The organism is Chitinophaga varians (genome assembly GCF_014529945.1).
GTDB lineage: Bacteria > Bacteroidota > Bacteroidia > Chitinophagales > Chitinophagaceae > Chitinophaga > Chitinophaga varians.
The window spans coordinates 300,348-321,305 of record NZ_JACVFB010000001.1; the positions used below are offsets into that span (position 1 = coordinate 300,348).

The window sequence follows — 20,958 nt, forward strand, 5'->3', positions numbered from 1 at the left end:
TTTAGTAAAAAGGGGCCGCTTAAATCACCTGATTTAAGCGGCTATGGTGTTTTATTATTTGAAGTCAGCCAATGGATAAATCTCCGGAAGTCCTGAGGGTTATTACTTTTCAGCTGTATAGCCTTTTGTGGCGGCCAGTTGTATAATAGACTGATTGATGGCCGTTCCGAGGTCGTCTGGTGTCCCGGTTTTTTTCATCGTTTGGTCAATGTATTGCTGGCGTTTTTTTCCAAGGACGGCGATCTCTTTCTGGATACTGTCCCTTTCCCTGCTTTTCACTTCGATCACCTTTTGTATTTCGGCCGTTGTTTTGTCCTGTAGCTCTTTGGGCAGATCGCTTTTGGAGATGTTTTTCAGCACAGCGGGATCTGTTTTGCTGCGTTCTACAAGGTCCCAGCTCTCATTTTTGTAAGCCGCCTTTGATTTGCTGACATAACGTTCAATGGAATTGGCACTGGAAATGGATTTAGCATTGGCGTCCTGTACGGCCTGATTTTTTTTCTTTGAGGCGCCATACGTCCCATATCCAATGTACGTAGTGTTGATGCGTTCATTACATGCTTCAATAAGTTTGTCGTAAGGCGTTTCCACGAAATCAACTTTCCGGTCAGAGTCGATATTAAAATATTTGCCCCGTCCTTTATCTGCGCCGTCTTTCCATTTGGTGGCGATCCCTTCTCCCTTATCACCACAAAAGATGGTATTAATGAAGATGTTTTTGTTGACCGCTTCTTCGGTGGCACTGATGTAGTTGACGCCTCCCTGGTTAAATGGTTCATTGCCTGCGATGTAAACCAGTTTCATGTCGGCTTCGTGATGTCCCCATTCCAGTGATTGTACGGCCGATCTGATGACGGCCCCGCAATATTCCTGTCCGCCATTGGTACGAAGGGAGAACAGCTTTTCTGAGATCAGGTCCAGATCGGTGGTGAGCGGGGTTACCTGTCTGATAAAGTTGGAGGCGGGAGAAAGCCCGTCGTTGCCGTATTCATACAGGGCGATTTCGATAGTGGGCGTCTTACCCTGATATTTTAGAGTAGTCAGTGTATTGATGATATTCCATAATCTCGACTTGGCCTGGTCTATCAGTCCATCCATGCTGTTGGAGGTGTCCAGTAGGATGGCTACCTGAATACGGGTATTGTCTCTGGCGGAAGGAGAGTGGTGTACCTGGTCCAGGGTAGCCGTTACCGTTTCTTTTTCCGGAGACAGTTGTATCATATCATATTTCCAGGTCAGCAACCCTGATACCATGATGGCGCCGGCAAGTATTGTTGTTTTCATCGTGTTTGAGTTAAGATTACCCCATGAAAATAGCGGTCTTCCGCTTTGCCGGCGGGAGCACTTGGTGAAAGGCCGGGATGACTGGGTGAAACAATCGTTTATCCGTGCTGAAAAATCTTATTTTGCAGTAGAATCAATGACCATGGTACGTGATCGCTTTTGTATACTTATCTTGTTGCTATTGTTGTGCCTGGGGCAAACTGTCCTGGCACAGGAAGGTGCTGGTAAAAAGTGGGGCGGCAGTTCGGTATCCAAGGCTGCCAGGAAGCTGAAAGAATCGTTGTCTTCCAATGAAAACGAACTACAGACGGCTGTCAATTATGAGGCGTTGGCCAGGGAGCTGACAGAGAAAAGTGACTATGTCAAGGCGGAGGACTATCTGAAAAAAGCGCTGGACATCTATACCCGGTTAAACCACGAAAATGCTGCCGCTGCCAGCCGCGCGCTGGCGAAAGTGCAGGAGATGCAGCACAAAATAGCGCCGGCCATCAGTAATTACCAATCCGCCGGAAACCTGTCTGCTGACAGCACGCTGGGAAAAGTAAACTTCAACGACGCCAACCGGTTGCTCAATACCGGTAATCCCCGCCTGCAAAGCAATTATACCCAGTCGAATATTAATATTTTTGAGAAAGAGGGAAAGAAATCGGAGGCTGCTGATGCTTACCGACAGCTGGGCAACAGCCTGCTGATGCAGGACAATAAAGCAGACGCCATTGCCAGCTATAAAAAGGCCATCGAGAAAAGTGATAACACGATGGATATCGCGGCCATCAGTAAAGATATCTCCAAAGCCTACGTAGCGGATAATAAAATAACAGAAGCCATCCATAGTAATGAGACCATACTGGAAAAGGCAAAAAAAGAGCATAATACAGCGCTGCAAATTGATCAGTTACAGGACCTGGCAGAGCTGTATAAGGCTAAACAGGAGGTGGATAAAACCGGAAAACTACTGGAAGAAGCTTACCGGATTGCACTTAAAAGCGGGCATACCTCTAAGGCCAAAGACTGTCTGCTGGCGCTGACCAGTTATTACAAACAACAACGGAAAGAAGCCGTGGCGCTCACCCGGTATGACAACTTCCTGCAGAATCTCGATTCACTTATCAGAACAGACAGCTCCCTCGTGGATGCTAACCTTTTTGACATCACCGAAGGGAAAATAAAAGACCTGGAAAGAGAAAAAGCGCTACAGTTGGCGCTGATCAGCAATAAAAACAAACTCAATTATTTCCTGATCGCTTCCATCCTCGCGATGGTAGTGCTGCTGTTGTTCATCGTGCAGTCGCTTCGTGCGATCAAAGTCAAGAATAAAAAAATAGCGTTGCAGTCCCTGCGCCGCGAAATGAATCCACACTTTATCTTCAACAGTCTCAATAGTGTGAACCAATACATCGCGGAAAACGATGAGGTAGCGGCTAACAAATACCTGACCTCTTACTCCGGGCTGATGCGGAATGTGATGGAGCATTCCAATAAAGACTTCGTTCCTTTGGCGATAGAGGCGGAACAGTTGAGAAGATACCTGGACCTGGAGCAGCTGCGGTTCAGTGATAAATTTACGTATATCCTCGAGGTAGATGATGCCCTGGACCCGGATACGGTGATGATCCCCAATATGCTGATACAGCCTCACGTGGAAAATGCAGTATGGCACGGCCTTCGTTATAAAGACAGCAAAGGACTGCTGCACGTTCGTTTTCGGAAACAGGAATCCTTTATGCAGGTGGAGATCACAGACGACGGCATCGGTCTCTCGAAAAGCCAGGAACTGAAGACGGTCCACCAGAAGGTGCATCAATCCCGAGGTATCACCAACACCAAAGAACGCATCCATCTGCTGAACGAAATATACCATCTCCACATCCGGCTGGAGATGCAGGAGATAACCGCCGACGGGGCTACCGGTACCCGCGTGATGTTACAGTTCCCCTTAATGCATAAACATGATGTTAACAGAAAAAATCACTTCAGTCATCGTTGAAGATGAGGCCGCGGCGGTGGCAGCGCTACAGAATTACCTCCGGAAGTTCTGTCCGCAGGTAGAAGTAGTGGGTACCGCGCAGAACAGCCATGAGGCCATCAGTGTGTTGCATGCGCTACGGCCGCAGCTGGTTTTTCTCGATGTGGAAATGCCTTTTGGTAATGCCTTCGATGTGCTGGAAGGCTGCCAGGACCTTCAGTTTGAGACCATTTTTGTAACAGCTTTCTCCGAATATTCATTGAGGGCGCTCAATCAGAGTGCTGCCTATTATCTGCTAAAGCCGGTCAGCATAGAGGAACTGGTGCTGGCGGTGAATAAGGTACAGCAACAATTGCAACAGAAGCAGTGGCTGGACCGGAACCGCATCATCATGGAGAATGCCCGGCAAAGCAACCCTGCCATGCAGCAGGTGATACTGCCCACGCTGGATGGATTTGATGTGGTGAAGATGAACGAAATAGTGCGGTTGAAAGGCAACGGAAATTTTACGGATGTTTATTTAGCCAACGGCAGTAAAAAGATGGTATGCCGCTTCCTCAAACATTTTTCGGAAATGTTACCCCACCCGTTTGTGCGGATACATAAGTCGCACATCATCAATATTCATTACATTCAGTCCTATCATAAAGGTGCCGGCGGGTATGTAAACCTGAACGACGGAACGGAGGTGGAGGTATCTCCCGCCTATAAAGATAGTTTGTTGAAAGCATTTCAGTGATGGAGGCCTAGAGAATAGTCCGGCCATTGGCCTGGCCCTCATCGGTATCGTATTTTTGAAGGTAACGCATCTTTCTGCTTTCATTGCAGTACCTGACCGATCCGGATTGAACATATTTGATATAGCGCCAGGGTAGGTGACCTCCAGCCGGTTGCATTCTTCTTCCATTTTAGCCTCATAGTCATAAAATAGCTGAACGCTGCTGTTGATGGCCGCTTCTTCGGTACAGTTTTCAGTTCTCCGGATCACCTGAACAAGATTGGTGTAGTTGGAAATTTCTTCTTTGTGGGCTTTTAGATTATATAAATCCAGCAGGATACCGATGCACATACCGGAACACTCGAATATCTTCGCAAACGTATGGTGATGGAAGGTGTATAGCTCCAGGTCATCCTGCGTATAATATAACAGTGCATAGATTACCCACATGGCAACATTCAAATGCCGGTAACTAAGATATTCTTCCACACTGATGATTTTCTTTTCCATTTCTACAGTACGCAGACGCATGGTAGACTGTAAGTATTTCTTTATTTCATTCCGGAATATCTCTTTAGTGCCATCCTTCCAGTCGGTTCGTGAACAAAATTCAGTCACCGGGGCAAACAGTTTATCCCCGTTGGGCATCCCTTCCAGTGCGGCGATGTATCTGTCTATGATCTGTTGGATATGATCAAGATCAACGGAGTTGTCAAAATAGAGGTCATCCACCAGGGCCCAATAGGCAAAAAAACGGCTGACAGCCTTTAGCTTTTCGGTGTCGCCCATTGGGTAGATATATATGGAATACAGAGCACCCGCCGACATGTAGTCGCCATACTGTGCGGTATTCTGGTTTAATATATGAAAAGCCTCCGTTTTAAAGAATCTTTTGATGTCGGCTGTAATCTCCTCCATTTGCGGGTGGGCCATCACCTGAAAACGCGATGTTAATAATGGAATTTCCATCCGGGTTGAACATTTATCAGGGTGAAAAGAGGGTGGTTTCCATGGCTAAATTAATTTTTCATGGCTGTTATTAAACTTCAGCGGATGGTGTTTTTAGCGGACTGATTAATATTAGGAGCTATTTAAAAATGTTTCTTAATTTTAAACATTGTACTCAAATAAAAACCAAAGCCGTAATCATAACTGCCAACTTCAAAAACTACACATGCGGACGATTCTAACTACTTTATTACTGATCTTTCAGCTTGGTTTAATGGCGCAAACGAAGGATCAGCACACACCAGCGAGCGACCTTGTTAAGGTACTGAACAGAAACGCACGGTTTCCCCGGGAGCTTGCTGAGAAAAAAATATCGGCTGTTTTTTCGCTGAAAATCAATTTGTCGGCCAACGGAGAAATCGTCAATGTGCTGGCTTCCAAATACTTCCCGGAGAAAATGGTTCCGCAACTCGCGGACCCGGCCATTTTTAAAGGGATAAACTGGACCGCCATTTTTAAGCGTGCGCTCAAGGACGGTGATGCCGTTATCATTCCATTTGTGGCCTATGATGAGAGGGAGAACAACGCTACTTTCTATGAATATACCGCGGAAGATCTTTTTTTGTATCCCGGAGAAAACACTACGCCCTTTGTGAATGCGCTGATCATGCAAACGTATAAGATTAGCTACCGGGCGCCAGTCATTTAATAAATTTCAAAAAAGGAGCGTTTTACCGATATAATTTCTTTTAATCAACAAATTATCAAGCTGAAAAATCTCTCCGTCCTGACACCTGCATTATTTCAGTCAACCAGCCTGCCTAATACCGGAAGATGCAACTTTTCATGTCTTTAAAAAACATTGCACAGGAATAATCCATCCACTATTTTGAGGTATTGTTTTTCTCAACCCGTTCTCAAAACATAACCGAAAAATTCAACACTATGAAATTCCTGTCCTCCTTGCGTCTGCCGGTGCTTGCGCTGCTGGCTGTTTCCGCTGTGATGAGCTGTAAAAAAGACAACGCATCCCCGGATGTTGCGGCCATCGACAATCAGCAAACAATGAATGCTAATGGGAAGAGGCATCCCGACACCCTGCAGATGATTTCTCCCCGTGGATTCTTCGAAGAAAAAACAGGGCTGCTGTTTGGTAATGCCCAGAAAGATGGCAGCGCCTTCCCTTACCATCAGTTTATTGCCGGTACATGGACCGTCTCCGGCATATGGTATACCTACAGAAGTTACTTTGTCACGTCGCTGCCGCTCCCCTCTGTGAATCCGGGGCTGATTAAGTCTGCCACGCTGATGCTTTACTCCGACCGTAACCCGGTGGGTAATGGCAATCAGGTGGACGCTAACTACGGCACCAACAACGCCTTCTATGTGAGGAAAATTACGACGCCGTTACAGATGACCACCATGGGGCAGTTCAACTGGTTCAATCAGCCGGCGGTGACTACCGCAAACCAGGTGCTGGTGCCTCATACCAGGTTGACTGTCCACGATGAAGCGGTAGACGTAACAGCGATGGTAAAACAACTGGTGTCTGATGGTGGCCAGGTAGGACCTTTGGGCCTGATGATTCAACTGCAATCTGAAACGAACAGTTATAACATCCGTATTTTCTGTGGATCAACAAATACTGATGTGGCGAGAAGACCTACGCTGATAGTGGAGTATAACGAACAACCTTAGCAAAATAAAAGAGGCCGGGATTTCCGGCCTCTTTTATTTTCTCATTTACCTGGTCCAGTGTGTGTCCTGTACCTTGCTGGAGGTAGTGTCAAACGCTTTGCTCGAAGTAGTGTCCTGCATGCGCTGAGCGGAGGCAGACTGATTCAAAGCGGCAACGGTGAACCGCTGCAGGGATAACGGTTTCTGTTTAACGGTGACTTTTTTCATATGAAGGAAATTTAACGAAAGGTACACGACAACTATGCGATAAGGCGGCATGAACTTTGACTACAAAAAAAGATGTTCAACCCAAATGTCTATGATACGAAAGCATACTGTAGTAGCCCTATCTGTACTCATGATAGTGATGTCTTGCGGAAAAAAGGAAACGCCCAACAGACCTCAGGACCCACCACCCACCAACCCCGGACCCACCACGCCTGTCGCTTCCGCTACCGCTAAAAAAGCCCGGATAGATTCGCTCACCAACGCCATAAAAAAGTGGCAGTTGAATAACATCGTGCGGGACAGTGTATGGCAGGACAGCGCCGGGATCAGCTTTTTTATTGGGTATACCGCCGGATGGTACCGGTATAATGACAATAATTTATTTCCGGGGAATACCATTAATCCTGTCCCGTTCAAAAACAGGAACGAGCTGGAATTTGTAGCAGGACCGGCCAACCAGCAGGTGAAAATATTTAACAGCAACCATCTCGTTAAACCGTATGATACCCTCCTGACAGCATCCAGGGCTGCGGTGGATGGCACCATCCGGTATTGGTTCCGGGAAAACAAAGGACCGGTGTCTGGCGTCGGTAGCGGTAAGGCGGTTCCTTTTACAGATTATGCCACTTTGTTTTTATCGTTTCCCGGTACGCTGACGAACCGCTTTTTTGATCCGGTGCCTGTCAGTCAACTGATTCCTGCTGCGAAACATGCCGCTCTCGAAAAGAAGACCGGCTGTATGGTATACTCCGTAGCCAGTTATCATACTGTCTTTTTTGACTACCTCGACGGGCTACAACGTTACAAAGATTATTATGCCACGAATGCGGTGAATAAAGGCTTCATTTCATCAGTATCCTACGGGCATGAAATATATGTATTCGTTGAGTCCGATGCCACAGAAGATAAACTCACGGCGGCCATCAACCGCACGCTGGATGGCACCGAAACCGGCGAAGATATCACGCTGTTAAAACAATCATCGTCCCGGGTATATTACCGCCACACTGCCGCCGACAAAGTAGCAAAGGAGAATTTAAACGGGTATGACCGGCTGAAAGAATATGTCACCATTACGAGGAATACGCCGTTTCAGTACGCAGGCGTTCCCGTTTATTACAGCATGATGAATACCCTGCCGGAAGATATTGAAGCGGACCGGATACTGAAGGTGGACTACAAGTTGTGAGATACGTCCGGCACTTAGCACAGCAACTTTTGAATACCAGTAAAATCTTTACCTGATTTCCCGTCTGATCCGGCTGAGCGACTGTGGCGTGATTTGCAGATAAGAGGCGATGAACTGTTGCGGTACCTGTAAAGCAAGATCAGGATAGCGCTTCACAAACTCGAGGTACTTGGTTTTTGAGTCCCCGAAATTCAGGAAGTCGTTGTCTTTTATTTTAGTCAGCAACGCCGCTTCTGAAATGGTTTTGATGAAGATATACAGATGAGGTATTTCAAGGCTCAGCTTTTCGATGGCTGATTTGCGGATGGAGTAGATCCCGGTATCCACCACGGCCTGTATCGGATTGTTGGAAGGCTTTAAGGAATAATAGCTTTCCAGGTCAACAAGAAACTGCTTCTCCCGGGCGAAGTACTTCGTCACCTCGGCGCCGTCGGGAGTGGCCGTATACAGCCGCAGGATGCCACTTTCCACGAAAGCGATTTCGTGGGAGATGTCGCCGTCTTTTTGAAAGTGTTCTCCGGATTTTAACTGTCTCTTTTTAAACTGACCGGAAAAAAGCGCAATATCTTTCGGAGAAAGGATGCCGCCAAATTCCAGCGTTGAAGTGAGTTTGTCCATCTATTTTACGATTCCGGTTTCAAAGATACTTTTTGCGCACGACAATACTGCTTCCTGCGTCGATACCGGCTGCCATTGCAGGTCCCGTCTGGCTTTGCTGGCATCCACCTGTCTTTTGATGCCGAGGTCGAGAAGAATAGGGCCCAGTGTGGCGTCAAATTTTGCCAGCAGCCGTACCAGAAAATTGGGTAGCTCCCTGGAAGGCAGCTTTCTGCCGGGATAAGCTTTTCTCAGTATCTGTGCAATGTCTTTCATCATCAGGAAGCCGGCAGAGGCCAGATAGCGGTTCTGCGCGGCCTCCGGTATTTCCATGGCACGGATAAGCGCATCGGCCGCGGAACGGACATCTACTATCTCAAATCCAACTTTAGGCAGGGCCGGAACACTGCCATCCAGTATTTTGATGACGATATTGGCGGAGGTGCCAAAATCCTGTTCCAGTACCGGGCCCAATATCGCACCGGGTAAAACGGTCACCAGCTCCATGCCCGACCGGTCATCTTTGATAAAATCCCAGGCTGCCTTTTCTGCGACCGCTTTGCTTTTGAAATAAGGGGTAAGGTCCCTGGCATAGTCAACATTGGTCCAGTCGGATTCATTCATCACCTTCGCCTGCTGTTGAGGTGTTTTGCCATAACCTACGGCGGAGCTGGAGGAAGTCAGTACAAACCGTTTTACTTTATTGGCGGCAGCCGCTTTCATGATGTTTAAAACACCTTCTCTCGCGGGAATAATAATATCATCCTCGTGTTTGGGCACTTCCCTCGGAAAAGGAGACGCGACATGTTGCACGAAATCGACACCTTTCGTCAGGTCAAACCATTTCTCTTTATCCTGAAGGTCTGCCTGTGCAAAGGTTAAACGGTGCGCATAGGCCGTATGCCGGGCAATCACTTCCCCAATGGCCGCTGCCCGGTCCATGTCCCGAAGGGTGCCAATAACTTCATACCCTTTCTCCAGTAACCGGATGGTGGTATGAGATCCCAGAAAGCCGGTCACGCCGGTCAATAAAACACGTTGGCTGTTCATGATTTTCAATTTTAGACAAAATTGACACAGCTACGCCAACCGGCAATTACCATTTGGTAAGAAATTCCACCGGCACGTGGCCAGGAAAAGAAGACGTACCTTATTAATGTCCAGACATAAAAATTTCCCCCGATCGCAAAAAAGTGATATGTTCGTACATATATGACGAAGATACCTTTATTGGACCACGATAGTAAAATCCCTCTGCACCAGCAGGCGGAAGAACTATTACGGAAGCTGATCCGCGAGGATTATTTCCGGGAGGGAGACATTTTTCCAAAAGAAACGGACCTGGCGAAACGATGGAGTATTTCCCGGAACACCTTACGCATGGCCATCGGCAACCTGGTCAAGGACGGACTGCTCGAGAGGAAGAAACGCTATGGCACCGTGGTGAAAAAGAAAAAGATCACCACTAACCTGGATAACTGGTACAGCTTCACGCATGAGATGGAAGACAAAGGCATCCCGTTCAAAACGCTGAAGAGCAAAGTATCGGTGCTGAAAGGGGCGGAGGAAGTGGCGAAGATGCTGCAAACAGAACCAGGCCAGCCGGTAGTTTGCCTGGAACGTATCCGCAGCACGGAGAAAAACCCCATGGTATATTTCGAGTCTTTCTTTCATCCCAGAATAGGGCTTACCGGCAAAGAGAACTTTGACCGCCCGCTGTATGAGATGCTGGACGCGGATTTTCACGTGGTACCTGTTTATTCTCAGGAAGAAATCAGAGCAATCGGCGCAGATGAAAAAATCGCGGGTTTGCTGAAGATCAAAAAAGGTGCACCGGTGCTGGAAAGACGCAGAGTAGTGCTGGACGCGAGCCGACGGCCGCTGGAGTTTAACATCTGCTGGTACCGAAGCGATTGTTTTACGTATAGTATCGAACTAAAAAGACCTCAACTGTAAATAAAAATGCCGGATGAAATATCATCCGGCATTTTCTTTATGGGATATGGTTACGGAATAAGCAGATATTCTTCTACGCCCATGGCGGGCAGACTAAAGGAGGCCCTGGCATCTTTGGTTTCACCATTTCTTACGACGGTAATTCGTGCAGGCTTCAGCGTGCCCCAGTCAAACCCGGTGCTTTGGGTGGTCTTACCGGGGTTAAAGAGGCGTACCATATACTGACCGTTTTCCTGTGGCACTATGGCGGTCGCCACGACGGCCGCATTGCTCAGCCGGAAGAGACCCGCCGGTAGGGCAGCGCCCTTTTTCACCGGGAAACCAATGAGGGGCTGTGTGAAGTCCGCCGCGGCTGTTTCCAGTGCTGCGCCATCGGCCTGGCCATGCGGTTGCAGGGCATAATGATAGCTGCTGGCGCCGGCCTGATCGGCCTTATAGTTGGTATGCCAGTAGTTATTCATGACATAGGAGAACCAACGGGTGGTCGGTTGTCCTTTTGTCCGCCAGGCTTTATGGCTTTGAGCGATCTGCAGGCGTTCGTCGATCATGCTGTCCGGCTCTGCCATCGGCGCTTCCAGCAGCATCCATTGCAGACCGTTGGTCTGGTTGGAGATGTCTATCCACCTGCGGCCGAACAGGAAATCCATATTGGAGCCGGGCAGCTGATCTTTGAGGTAACGCATGGTGCCGTAGCCTGCGTCCAGCGTCACCTGGCCGGAAGGCACTTCAAACGGGAATCCGAAGTGCAGCGCTTCTTTTTGTCTCACCGGTTTTTTGTCAATGGTATTTTCAATCAGCACGATGTTGCTGTTGGCATAGAGTGTCAGTCGTTTCTCTAACGCATTGGCACCCGGCGCCTGGGCGCGGAGCACGACGGTCGTTACTACCGGGCCGCTCTCTGTTACCTGCGCCTGTACCGGCTGGTTGGTAACGGCATCGGCAGGGTTCTGACCGGGTACGTACCAGTAGCTGTTGAGCCCTTGTCCGCCGAAAGTGCCGGCGTAGTTATGACCGTCTTTCGCCGACAGTTGGGTAATGCTGCCGTTGCCGTCCCAGCTAACCACGATGTTGCCGTTGGAAAGCGTATTGTTGCTGTGTTTAAGCGTGTTGGCCGCGTTTGCCGGTTCATCGCTCACGGTGTACACGACGGTGCCGAAGGCAGGCACCTCGTTGGCCAGGAATACAAAAGTACCGTCGGAGAGGCGTTGCAGCGGGTATTTACGGCCGCGCGCATCTTTCACGGATTTGCCGCTGACTTTAATTTTCACCGGTCCGCTACGGGGCCAGGAGAGCGTATTCACTACCGCAATGCTGCGGGAACGTTCATCTGTAAGGGGCTGGAACAGCTGTCCGCTAAGGATTTGGAGGATACTGTCTGCATCCAGCATGAACTGTTTTTTGATACGCCATTGCTCCGTTACAAACGGTACGTCCGGCTGAGAGATACTGTTGTGCGCGCCCCAGGTATGTTCATGGAACATCAGGATGTTGGTCCAGGCCTGGTAAAACTGCTGTGCGTTAAATTGGCCCGGGGCCAGCATCGCATAGGCATTGGTCAGTTGAGACAACCGCAGGCTGTTGGTACGGTTTTGTCCTTCTTCCTGCGCGGTAGAGCCGGCGCCATCTTCCCAGTAAGGGGTGATATCACCTTTTACCACGGGCAGGTCTTTGCCATATTTCTGTTCAAATGTTTCAAAGAGTTTATCGGTGGTATTGAGTACAATTTTGGGAGATGAATATTTTTCATTCCACTGTTTAACGAAACGGGAGATAGCAGTGTCTATCGGCCCGTTATCGGCTACCACATTGTATCTCCATTGAACGATATCATAAGGGTAATGTTTCTCGTCCAGCTCATTCAGGTAGGCGGCTATCTTCTGCGGACCTCTTTCAAAAACGGCGCCGGGAGCGGTACCATGCCAGGAGGAGTAGCCTTTGCCACCTGTCCAGAACAGTATTTTTTCCTGGCCGGAGGGAGACTCCCACCATACGGGCTTATCACCCCAGCTGCGCACGAAATGGCCTACACGGTCGCCCAGGTAAGGATGACTTTCACCCAGGTAATTGGGTCCGCTGGAGAAGTATTTCACACCACCTTTCGCCAGTGCTGTTACGGTGCTCCAGGTATAACCCGGTACATCGGAAATCATGGCACTGGGTATTTTCAGCCCATAGGCTTTGCGCAGTTGTGTGGCGAAGTCGGTGTAATGGAATGTTTCTTCCGGAAGTGTGAGGCCGGTGAGGATATTGGCGTACAAGGCCGACAGGCAGATGTTGCCATCTTTTACGGCCTGAATGAATGCCGCCTTTTTTTCCGGGGTGGCCTGTTGCAGGAAATGCTCTACTGCCCACAGTGATTCGATGTTCCATTTGAATCTGGCTTCTTCCGGATAGCTGCGGGTAGCGGCGATCATGTCCAGCGCATCGTTGATGTTGCGGAGGTGTATTTTCAGCACTTCCGGCTGCAGGTGTGAATAGCCGATGTCTGTATGGGAATGGTGTATGAAATGCAGTTCGCGGTAAGTAACAGGCTTCAGGGTAACGAACCGGTCTGCCAGTACTTTGCCGGCATCGGAAACGACTATACGAATACTGTCGGCTTGTTTTACGGCGGTGACAGGGATATCAAAATTATTGACACCATCTGCTACTGGGAAGGAATACACTTTTTTGCCGCCTACGGTCACCCGGAAGGTACGCGGCGTACCAAAGTGAAGCGCAGTAAGGGTTATCGGCTGTGATCCGTTTTTAAGGATAAAGGGTTGTGGGTGGATGTCCACCTTTTCTTCAAAGGAGAATTTGAACGTCATGAGCCAGTCGTTGCTTTGTTGCGCCTGACCGATGATTTTCACCCTGACTGGTTTGCCGGGTTTAACGCGGCTCACCGGCAGCCGGAGGAACATGAGGCCGTGGGAATCGTTGGCGCCATCTTTCCGAAGTTGCTCAAACACGATGCGGCTGCTGTCGGGTGCGCCGAAAGTCCAGGTCGGCGCCTGATTACCGGGTTTGGTGGTGAACGTCAGCAACTTTTCTCCGTCTACATACAGATCGAAATGGCGGTCGCCGCTGCTGGTAGCGGTGGAGTGGCCTGCCACCCAGCTGAAATACACATAGGGACCTTTCACGCGAGCGGGTACGGCAGCCGTTTCCCATGCTATGACCTTGTGGCCGTCGGTAGCGCGGGTAAGCAGTGCGGTAGTAGCGTAGTCAGGAAAGGCGGAATAGTAGCGCATGCTTTCTCCTTCAATTTCATGGTCGTAGCCATTGATCCAGTCTACCTTGCCGAGGTAAGGCACCGTTTTCTGGGCGGACGCGCTCAGTACGCCGGCAAGTAAAACTGTGATACAACAGAATATTCTCCTCATAACAAATGATTAATGGTGGATGATCGTTTTTTCTTTGATGGTGATGTTTTCGAGCGATTGACCTTTGGTCTCAAACAGGTATTTTTTCGCATAGAAAAAAGAGAAGAGACAACAACCGGCAAACAGGAAGAAAGTGGCCGCGATGCCCATGCCTTCCCGCATAACAGGGAACAGCAGATTGAGTAGCCAGTCAGATACCCACATCACGAGGATACAGATGGATAGTGCGAGTCCGCGCACCGGTGTCGGAAATATCTCCGTGGCAATCACAAATTTCAGCGGTCCCAGCGAAAAGGCGAAGAACAGCAGGAAAAAGGTGATGGGTATCAGCAGCGGCCATCCGTTTATCTTCAACAGAAAACAGATACCCGTGAGCGTTAGTGCCGCGGCGGCGCAGATGGAGCCTGCCAGGTAAAGTGGCCGGCGACCGAGGCTGTCTACTTTCCAGATGGCCACAAAAGTGAAGAGCATATTGGCGGCGCCCAGCATCACCTGGTACAACAGCGTATCATTGGCCACTACGCCGGAAGAGCGCAGAATGGTAGGGCCGTAATAGATCACGGCATTGATACCGCTGAACTGCGAGAAGGCTGTCAACACACACGCCATCACCAACAGATGCCGCAGCGGTGGCTGTAGCAGGGCACGCAGCCCGCCATTGGCCTGATCGGCAGATACGGCCAGGATGGCCTGCAACTCGTTGGAGGCATCTGCTTTGTTGCTGTTGATTTTCTCCAGGATATGTAGTGCTTCCGTTTGCCGGCCAAAGCGGGCCAGCCATCGCGGGCTCTCGGGTACAATAGCCAGCAGCAGGAAAAACGCGGCTGCGGGCACTACGCCGACGAGGAACATGCCCCGCCAGTATTCGGTGACAAACAGCCAGTGCAGCCACCCTCCGGATGTATCGCCTGTGGCGGCGGCATGGCGCTGTATCGCCAGGTTGGAACAATACGCGACCATGATCCCGATTGTAATGGCGAGTTGATAAAACGTTACGAGTCGTCCCCTTCGGGAAGCCGGCGCCAGCTCTGAGATGTAAAGCGGCGAGATGTTGGAGGCCACGCCTACGCCCATGCCTGCCAGCACCCTGAAAAATATCAGCAAGGGATAGGTGGCGGACACGGCGAACCCGATGGCGCTCACCAGGAAAAGGAAGGCTGCCAGGGCCAGCACTTTTTTGCGGCCTATGCGGTCGCTCAGCGTGCCGGAAACGGCCACCCCTGCGATACATCCCAGCAGGGCACAGGAAACGAACCAGCCTTCCTGTGAAGCGGTCAGCTGGTATTGTGTTTTTACGGGAAGAATGATACCGCTGATAACCGCAATGTCGAAGCCAAAAAGCAGGCCTCCCAGGGCAGCGATCAGGGTGATGGTGGTGATGAACAGGCGTGTGTTACTGTTTCCCATGACGTGAAATATTTGAATCAGCAATAGTTGTCTTTTACATATGCCACTACCAGCATGGCTTTGCCTTCGCCGGTATAACGACAGGTATAGCTGTCGGCCCCTGCGGGAATGACGAAGGTTTCGGCATACTGAAAACGTTGGGTGCCATCACCGGCGGTAACGTCCAGCTGACGGCCTTCTACCAGCATACAGATATGACATTGCCCGTTGGTAGCGATGGCCACATCACCGGAGAACTCATAACGGTCTACCGTATAGAAATGTTCCGGATGGGTAGGCAACTGCCATTTCCTGCCGGATGTCCATTCTTCCTGCAGCTGCGGCTTCGAAATCAGCGTGTCGCGTACGGTCTGGCCTTTCCTGTCAAAATACAGGTTGTCAAACGCACGGTCCAGATGGATGGGACGTGGGCGGCCGTTGAGGTCTGTCCGCAGCCAGTCGTACATTTTAAAGGTAAAGATGTACGGCGTACTACTGATCTCCAGTACCAGATTGTTTTTACCGGAGGCGTGTACAGTACCGTTGGGGATCAGGAACAGATCGTGTTTGTTGGCGGTGAACTGCTGCACGTATTTTTCTACGGGCAGCGGCGTACCATCGTTGATGGCCGCTTCCAGTGCGCCTCTGAAGGCAGCAGGTTGTATGTCTTCCTGGAAACCAAGATACACTTCTGCATCCTGTTCACAGTCGAGGATATAGTAGGTTTCGTCCTGTGTGAAGTTCTCCCCGAAATGTTGCAGGGTATATGCCGGCCGCGGGTGGCATTGTATAGACAGGTTGCCGCCGTTGAACGTATCGAGGAAATCGAAGCGGATAGGGAAGGCGGTGCCAAAGCGTGGCGCAGCTTTGCCCAGCAGCTGATGATTGTTATGGAATGCCAGCATGTCGAAGGTTATTTCCAGCAGGTTGCCGCTGCCTTCCAGTACGAGGCCGTTTTCCGGTGTGATCAGTTCAAAGGACCAGGCATAGTTGACTTCATCCGGGTTCAGACCGGGGAGATGTTTTTTCATCCAGTCGCCGCCCCATACGCCGGCTTCAAACCAGGGCCGGGCGCGGAATGGCCGGGTGAGTATTACGTCGAGGGATGCACGTAGTTGCGCGCCTTCCATCCAGGTGATGGTATCGGGCCGTTGCCCATCGATGATCACATCGATGTACGGTAATAAGGACTGTTTATGTTTATTCAACGCAGGCCAGTCGGCGAAGTAGCAGCGTTTATACGTATACGTAGGTGTGCCGATGTTGGTGATGCTACCGGCCCGCAAGCGGTACTGGATCTCGTTTTTAGGGATGTCCACGTACAGTGTTTTGCCCTGTAGGCCGGTGAGGGCGGCGCCGGTGCCATAGACGATATGCAGGCCGGGCGTATCTTCGGGGCGTATCGATGCTAATTTTTCGGCATCAAAGAAATCGGCCAGCGTGCCTTCGAATCGTTTGCCGAATACCGGGTCGGCCGTGCCGGAATACTCTTCCAGCATGGTGTTGATGGCGGCGGGCGTTTGCAGGCCTACGCCGGCATGATACCAGTATACCGGCCGGTTGTGGGACCGTAGCGCCTGATGGAGCGCTGTTCTGAATTTTTCCCACAGTACGCCCTCGTAGCCATCTATGATGATAAGATGTTCATCTTTGATCCATGCTGCCAGTGAGGCGTAGCCTTCCTGTACCGGACGGCCCGTCTGAAAAGAGGGAAAGACGGTATAGGTATCTTCACCGGTGTTGCCGGTTGACACGGGCAGCAGTGGCTGGGTGGTGCGGCGTATGTCGGTACTGTCTGATGGATGTGGCGCTATGGCAGCGCCGGTCAGCATACAATGTGCTGTATCCTGACAGTAGGTGATTTTTATGGTAAGATCATGGAGTTGTGCTTCGAGCGGACCGGAAAACAAGGCATGGGCGCGGGCGATGTTGCCACCGATGACGAGTTCGGTGCAGCCATAGGTAGCCAGCCAGGGCCGCAGAAAAGCGCCCAGGTTTCCGCCGAAGGCGTGAAATACCGGACGGGCCATTGTTTCATATTGTTCGGCCATCGCTTTCACGGAAGGGGCTACCACGCCGGTCTGTTGCCGGAAGGCTTCCAGCAGCCAGCGGGTAGAGAAGTAGTCATCTGCCAGCCCGTCCTGAAAAGGGCAATCATAGAATGCTGCTGATGGTAGGCCTTCTGGTCCTGTTGCCAGTTCGCCGTTTTCCAGAAAGGCCGATCCAAAACCGGTGCCCAATGTCAGGAATACGGCCTTTTCGCCGCTGAGGCCCAGTACCTGCCGGGCGCCGATCGCAAAGCAATGCGCGTCATTGCAGAAATGAACCGGCAGGTCGCCGATGCCGGCGGCGTCCTGTAAGGCCTGTTTTACATGCAGGCCAAAAAGACGGCTGAATTTCCCGCCCACTTTGGTGATGGCGCTGATGCCCTGACGGTAGTCAAAAGGCCCCGGCATGGCTATCCCGATGCCATCTACCGCCGTATCTTTAAAGGCGGTGATACAACCGGCTATCGTGGAAATAATGTCTGCCGCGCTGCCGTCCGCCTGCAAACTCTTGGTGATCATCATGCCCGGGTCCGTTCCGGGATGAGTGGTGTCTACTATACAGGCAGATACATGACTGCCGCCAATGTCGATCGCTATTTTTTTCCCCGTTCCCATTATTTTTTAATGTTCATATGTTCAAACATAATAAAAGTTTTTGGAGTGGCAAATTAATTTGAAGGCGACAAACGGGAAGAGCGGGCAGCAGTTAACAGCCACAACAAGAAAAGCCTTATTGAATCAAGGTATAGACGATTACCCAACGAAAGGAAAAAGCAGGATGACGATCCTAAAATCGAACGACCGGATAAAAAAATAAAGGCTGGGTGGTTGGAATCAGACCCCCTAAAAAGCGGTAAAAGGTAAAATCTAAAAGGTAAGATCTAAAATGTAAGATCTAAAAGGTAAAATCTAAAAGGTAAAATTGGTAAAAAAGGTAAAATATCTCCATTTCAGAAAATCAAACAATCCCATAACCTCATGCAAAAAAGGTGAACATATGCCCTTACTCGCACTAGCTAAAAGGCTGTTCGCTATATATAGCATCTCTGGTTAAAGAAATTGAACAACATCATAGCCCAGGGCTTTAGCCCTGTGAAAAGCGCATCGTTAGGCATAGCGTGCATTCAAAAAATCAAACATCGTCAATACCGGCATATGTCCTTACCCGCACTAGTTAAAAGGCTATCCGCTATATATAGCATCTCTGGTTAAAGAAATTGAACAACATCGTAGCCCAGGGCTTTAGCCCTGTGAAAAGCGCATCGTTAGGCATAGCGTGCACTCAAAAAATCAAACATCGTCAATACCGGCACATGCCCTTACCCGCACTAGCTAAAAGGCTGTCCGCTATATATAGCATCTCTGGTTAAAGAAATTGAACAACATCGTAGCCCAGGGCTTTAGCCCTGGGAACGGAACGCGCGCCGGACCGGAATAATTATTTTTTCCAAATCCGGCTCAGGTAATTTCTAAGGGGCTGGTCATATCCAACCATCGCTATCCAGCCTAACATCATCAGCGCTATTACGCCAGCGGGTATTACGATCGCCAGCGTCGACATTGCCGGTTTGTATACTTCCAGGTAGTGGGCGAAGATCCACATAAACCCGTAGTGGGTCATATATAGGGGATAGGAGATTTTTCCGGAAAACGTGCAGGGCTTTTCCAGCCAGGGTGCCAGCCGTGCGCCGGCGCCGAGGGCTACGAGTGCAGGAAAATAAAACAGTACGATGACCAGCTCCACCAGCCAGTTATGCGGGAAATACGGCATGAATAAGCCCAGCAACAACAATAGTGTAACGCCGGGGAAACCGAGGCGGTTGGGGATGATCAACCGGAAGCGGTAGACCAGCATGCCTGCGGTAAAGGAATATAGCAGTCGCGCGCCGCCTTGCCAGAAGGTGTCTTTGCTCCAGCCGCCCATCAGGTTGCCTGCTTTGTAAGCGACCACAGTTAATATCACGGCGGCGATGAAGCCCAGTACGAGCAGCAGGTGACGGCGTAGTCGCCATAACACCAGCGCGTAGAAGATATTGGCGATGTATTCCCACCATAGCGACCAGGCGGGGGCGTTCATACAGAAGAGATTAAAAAATCGTTCCGGCATCACCGGGTAGGGGACCAGCAGCAGGGTGGTGATAAACAACATCGTTATTTTACCGAAGCCGTAGCCGGCGGGTGGTCCCATCAGCGGGTCAAACAGGAAGGTGAGCAGGCCCAGCACGGCGCCCAGTGCCACCAGCGGATGAAGGCGTATCAACCGTGACCGGAAAAAGTCCCGGAGTCGCAGTTGTGGCATACGGTCATCGTAGGCATAGGCGATGACGAAGCCGGAGAGGCAAAAGAAAAAATCTACCGCCAGGAAACCGTGCCCTGCAAAATTTTTACTGTAATCGGAATAAACAATTTCCATGAAATGGAAAATCACCACCACAATGGCGGCTATGCCCCGCAGCCCGTCGAGTATCGCGAAATGTTGTTTGCCGGCCGGTGTCTGTATCTGTGGCGCGGCCCCTGTTGTCATTGTCCCTGTTTCCATATCGAATCCGCACAAGATAACACGCCGGCCCCGGAACTACAAATAGGAATTATTTGTATCTTTTGGAAAAAAGATGACCACCCCGCAGCAAATGGCCAAACACTTCCGCGACGTGCATTTCGGAGGTAACTGGACCTCCGTTAATCTGAAAGATGTACTCACCGATGTCGACTGGCAGATGGCCACCACTCCCATAAATGGCCTGAATACTATTGCCGTGCTGGTGTTCCATGTTAACTATTATGTAGATGCGGTGTTGAAGGTACTACAGGGAGGACCTTTACAGGCCAGTGATAAATTTAGTTTCGATTTACCACCCATCACTTCGGAAGAGGATTGGCAGCGGTTGGTGAACAAAGCACTCGTGCAGGCTGAAAGCTTTGCCGGTCTGGTAGAAAGACTGGATGAAAAGCTGCTGTCTGAAGATTTCACCGATGGGAAATATGGTACCTGGTACCGCAATTTGACGGGCATCGTTGAGCATACCCATTATCATCTCGGACAAATCGTTATCATCAAAAAAATGATTAAAGACGCATGATCCGCGGTGTCTTTTTTTTATGCCTGGCCATTGGCTCCGTATTACAGGTATCGGCCCAAACCTCCGGTCAGCCGGTGATTGCCGGTGTTGATCATATACCCGTTGCCGTGAGAGACCTGGACAGTGCGGCTGCCCGGTTCAAGGCATTAGGATTTGCGCTGAAGCCCGGACGGTCACATACTAATGGTATCCGCAATATGCATGTGAAGTTCACAGACGGTACCGAACTGGAGCTGATCACCGCCACGGATGCCCGCGACGAACTCACCACAGCCTATCGCCAACATCTGGCGAAAGGGGAAGGCCCTGCCTTTCTCGCTTTATATACACCGGACAAGGCAGCATTAATCAGGTTACTGAAACGGAGCGGACTGGCGTTCGATACGGCAGACGGTTTCCCTACGATGGCCGCTCATGGGCCATTGCCTTATTTGTTCTTTGGCAGCGGTAATCAATCCCATTGCATGGATATTGTGAAAGATACCACGTACAGTCATGTACATGGTATCTAACGGT

Annotated in this window: 16 protein-coding genes and 1 pseudogene; 8 read left to right on the forward strand and 9 right to left on the reverse strand. The window is 50.1% G+C overall.

Features of this window, described 5'->3' with window-relative positions; genetic code table 11:
- Positions 1-102 precede the first annotated feature (102 nt).
- On the reverse strand, positions 103-1,284 hold the full coding sequence (locus ICL55_RS01150) for a vWA domain-containing protein (protein WP_223151250.1): 1,182 nt from the start codon (positions 1,282-1,284) through the stop codon (positions 103-105).
- Between ICL55_RS01150 and ICL55_RS01155 the strand changes: the two genes are divergently transcribed.
- Together ICL55_RS01155 and ICL55_RS01160 are read left to right on the forward strand one after the other, a co-directional pair.
- A complete protein-coding gene (locus ICL55_RS01155) occupies positions 1,253-3,271 on the forward strand; it encodes a tetratricopeptide repeat-containing sensor histidine kinase (RefSeq protein ID WP_223151252.1) in 2,019 nt (672 codons plus the stop codon). The genes ICL55_RS01150 and ICL55_RS01155 overlap by 32 nt on opposite strands.
- Positions 3,234-3,989, forward strand: a complete 756-nt coding sequence (locus ICL55_RS01160; RefSeq protein ID WP_188094210.1) for a LytR/AlgR family response regulator transcription factor — start codon at positions 3,234-3,236, stop codon at positions 3,987-3,989. The genes ICL55_RS01155 and ICL55_RS01160 overlap by 38 nt, the downstream gene beginning before the upstream one ends.
- A gap of 198 nt (positions 3,990-4,187) precedes the next feature.
- On the opposite strand, the pseudogene ICL55_RS35155 reads toward ICL55_RS01160, so the two are convergent.
- A pseudogene (locus ICL55_RS35155) lies at positions 4,188-4,937 on the reverse strand (terpene synthase family protein); the annotation flags it as partial.
- A gap of 205 nt (positions 4,938-5,142) precedes the next feature.
- On the opposite strand from ICL55_RS35155, the gene ICL55_RS01165 reads away from it, so the two are divergent.
- Positions 5,143-5,625: a hypothetical protein gene (locus ICL55_RS01165; RefSeq protein ID WP_188094211.1), complete on the forward strand. Its 483-nt coding sequence runs from the start codon at positions 5,143-5,145 to the stop codon at positions 5,623-5,625.
- 236 nt (positions 5,626-5,861) lie between these two features.
- Positions 5,862-6,614 (forward strand): hypothetical protein, encoded by a 753-nt coding sequence (locus tag ICL55_RS01170; protein WP_188094212.1) that lies wholly within the window; start codon positions 5,862-5,864, stop codon positions 6,612-6,614.
- A 45-nt stretch (positions 6,615-6,659) separates the two neighbouring features.
- Here ICL55_RS01170 and ICL55_RS01175 read toward each other — a convergent pair whose 3' ends face one another.
- A complete protein-coding gene (locus tag ICL55_RS01175) occupies positions 6,660-6,821 on the reverse strand; it encodes a hypothetical protein (RefSeq protein ID WP_188094213.1) in 162 nt (53 codons plus the stop codon).
- 91 nt (positions 6,822-6,912) lie between these two features.
- Between ICL55_RS01175 and ICL55_RS01180 the strand changes: the two genes are divergently transcribed.
- Positions 6,913-8,010 (forward strand): hypothetical protein, encoded by a 1,098-nt coding sequence (locus ICL55_RS01180; RefSeq protein WP_188094214.1) that lies wholly within the window; start codon positions 6,913-6,915, stop codon positions 8,008-8,010.
- Positions 8,011-8,058: 48 nt separating this feature from the next.
- Here ICL55_RS01180 and ICL55_RS01185 read toward each other — a convergent pair whose 3' ends face one another.
- Together ICL55_RS01185 and ICL55_RS01190 are read right to left on the reverse strand one after the other, a co-directional pair.
- On the reverse strand, positions 8,059-8,628 hold the full coding sequence (locus ICL55_RS01185; protein WP_188094215.1) for a Crp/Fnr family transcriptional regulator: 570 nt from the start codon (positions 8,626-8,628) through the stop codon (positions 8,059-8,061).
- Positions 8,629-9,657, reverse strand: a complete 1,029-nt coding sequence (locus ICL55_RS01190; protein ID WP_188094216.1) for an SDR family oxidoreductase — start codon at positions 9,655-9,657, stop codon at positions 8,629-8,631.
- A gap of 162 nt (positions 9,658-9,819) precedes the next feature.
- On the opposite strand from ICL55_RS01190, the gene ICL55_RS01195 reads away from it, so the two are divergent.
- Positions 9,820-10,563: a GntR family transcriptional regulator gene (locus ICL55_RS01195; protein WP_188094217.1), complete on the forward strand. Its 744-nt coding sequence runs from the start codon at positions 9,820-9,822 to the stop codon at positions 10,561-10,563.
- Positions 10,564-10,613: 50 nt separating this feature from the next.
- On the opposite strand, the gene ICL55_RS01200 is transcribed toward ICL55_RS01195, so the two are convergent.
- The 4 genes from ICL55_RS01200 to ICL55_RS01215 all read right to left on the reverse strand — a co-directional run bounded on the left by ICL55_RS01200 (position 10,614) and on the right by ICL55_RS01215 (position 19,901).
- Complete coding sequence (locus ICL55_RS01200) at positions 10,614-13,928, reverse strand: glycoside hydrolase family 38 N-terminal domain-containing protein (RefSeq protein WP_188094218.1); 3,315 nt, start codon at positions 13,926-13,928, stop codon at positions 10,614-10,616.
- Positions 13,929-13,937: 9 nt separating this feature from the next.
- Positions 13,938-15,359 (reverse strand): sugar porter family MFS transporter, encoded by a 1,422-nt coding sequence (locus ICL55_RS01205; RefSeq protein ID WP_281392390.1) that lies wholly within the window; start codon positions 15,357-15,359, stop codon positions 13,938-13,940.
- A complete protein-coding gene (locus ICL55_RS01210; protein ID WP_188094220.1) occupies positions 15,353-17,977 on the reverse strand; it encodes an ROK family protein in 2,625 nt (874 codons plus the stop codon). Before ICL55_RS01210 ends, ICL55_RS01205 begins: the two co-directional genes overlap by 7 nt.
- Before the next feature lie 823 nt (positions 17,978-18,800).
- The gene (locus ICL55_RS01215) at positions 18,801-19,901 is read right to left on the reverse strand and encodes an acyltransferase family protein (RefSeq protein WP_246496136.1); all 1,101 of its coding nucleotides are present in this window, start codon (positions 19,899-19,901) and stop codon (positions 18,801-18,803) included.
- A 73-nt stretch (positions 19,902-19,974) separates the two neighbouring features.
- On the opposite strand from ICL55_RS01215, the gene ICL55_RS01220 reads away from it, so the two are divergent.
- Entirely contained in the window at positions 19,975-20,442 is a 468-nt protein-coding gene (locus tag ICL55_RS01220; RefSeq protein ID WP_188094221.1) for a DinB family protein, read from the forward strand.
- Entirely contained in the window at positions 20,439-20,954 is a 516-nt protein-coding gene (locus ICL55_RS01225; RefSeq protein WP_188094222.1) for a VOC family protein, read from the forward strand. The genes ICL55_RS01220 and ICL55_RS01225 overlap by 4 nt, the downstream gene beginning before the upstream one ends.
- The last annotated feature ends 4 nt before the right edge of the window (positions 20,955-20,958 follow it).

Bases quoted from the DNA above. Each gene is read 5' to 3' on its own strand.
- ICL55_RS01185 (WP_188094215.1), bottom strand. From the start codon at position 8,628: ATGGACAAACTCACTTCAACGCTGGAATTTGGCGGCATCCTTTCTCCG.
- ICL55_RS01150 (WP_223151250.1), bottom strand. From the start codon at position 1,284: ATGAAAACAACAATACTTGCCGGCGCCATCATGGTATCAGGGTTGCTG.
- ICL55_RS01215 (WP_246496136.1), bottom strand. From the start codon at position 19,901: ATGGAAACAGGGACAATGACAACAGGGGCCGCGCCACAGATACAGACA.
- ICL55_RS01175 (WP_188094213.1), bottom strand. From the start codon at position 6,821: ATGAAAAAAGTCACCGTTAAACAGAAACCGTTATCCCTGCAGCGGTTC.
- ICL55_RS01180 (WP_188094214.1), top strand. From the start codon at position 6,913: ATGATACGAAAGCATACTGTAGTAGCCCTATCTGTACTCATGATAGTG.
- ICL55_RS01220 (WP_188094221.1), top strand. From the start codon at position 19,975: ATGACCACCCCGCAGCAAATGGCCAAACACTTCCGCGACGTGCATTTC.
- ICL55_RS01200 (WP_188094218.1), bottom strand. From the start codon at position 13,928: ATGAGGAGAATATTCTGTTGTATCACAGTTTTACTTGCCGGCGTACTG.
- ICL55_RS01155 (WP_223151252.1), top strand. From the start codon at position 1,253: ATGATGGCGCCGGCAAGTATTGTTGTTTTCATCGTGTTTGAGTTAAGA.
- ICL55_RS01195 (WP_188094217.1), top strand. From the start codon at position 9,820: ATGACGAAGATACCTTTATTGGACCACGATAGTAAAATCCCTCTGCAC.
- ICL55_RS01210 (WP_188094220.1), bottom strand. From the start codon at position 17,977: ATGGGAACGGGGAAAAAAATAGCGATCGACATTGGCGGCAGTCATGTA.
- ICL55_RS01170 (WP_188094212.1), top strand. From the start codon at position 5,862: ATGAAATTCCTGTCCTCCTTGCGTCTGCCGGTGCTTGCGCTGCTGGCT.
- ICL55_RS01160 (WP_188094210.1), top strand. From the start codon at position 3,234: ATGATGTTAACAGAAAAAATCACTTCAGTCATCGTTGAAGATGAGGCC.
- ICL55_RS01190 (WP_188094216.1), bottom strand. From the start codon at position 9,657: ATGAACAGCCAACGTGTTTTATTGACCGGCGTGACCGGCTTTCTGGGA.
- ICL55_RS01225 (WP_188094222.1), top strand. From the start codon at position 20,439: ATGATCCGCGGTGTCTTTTTTTTATGCCTGGCCATTGGCTCCGTATTA.
- ICL55_RS01165 (WP_188094211.1), top strand. From the start codon at position 5,143: ATGCGGACGATTCTAACTACTTTATTACTGATCTTTCAGCTTGGTTTA.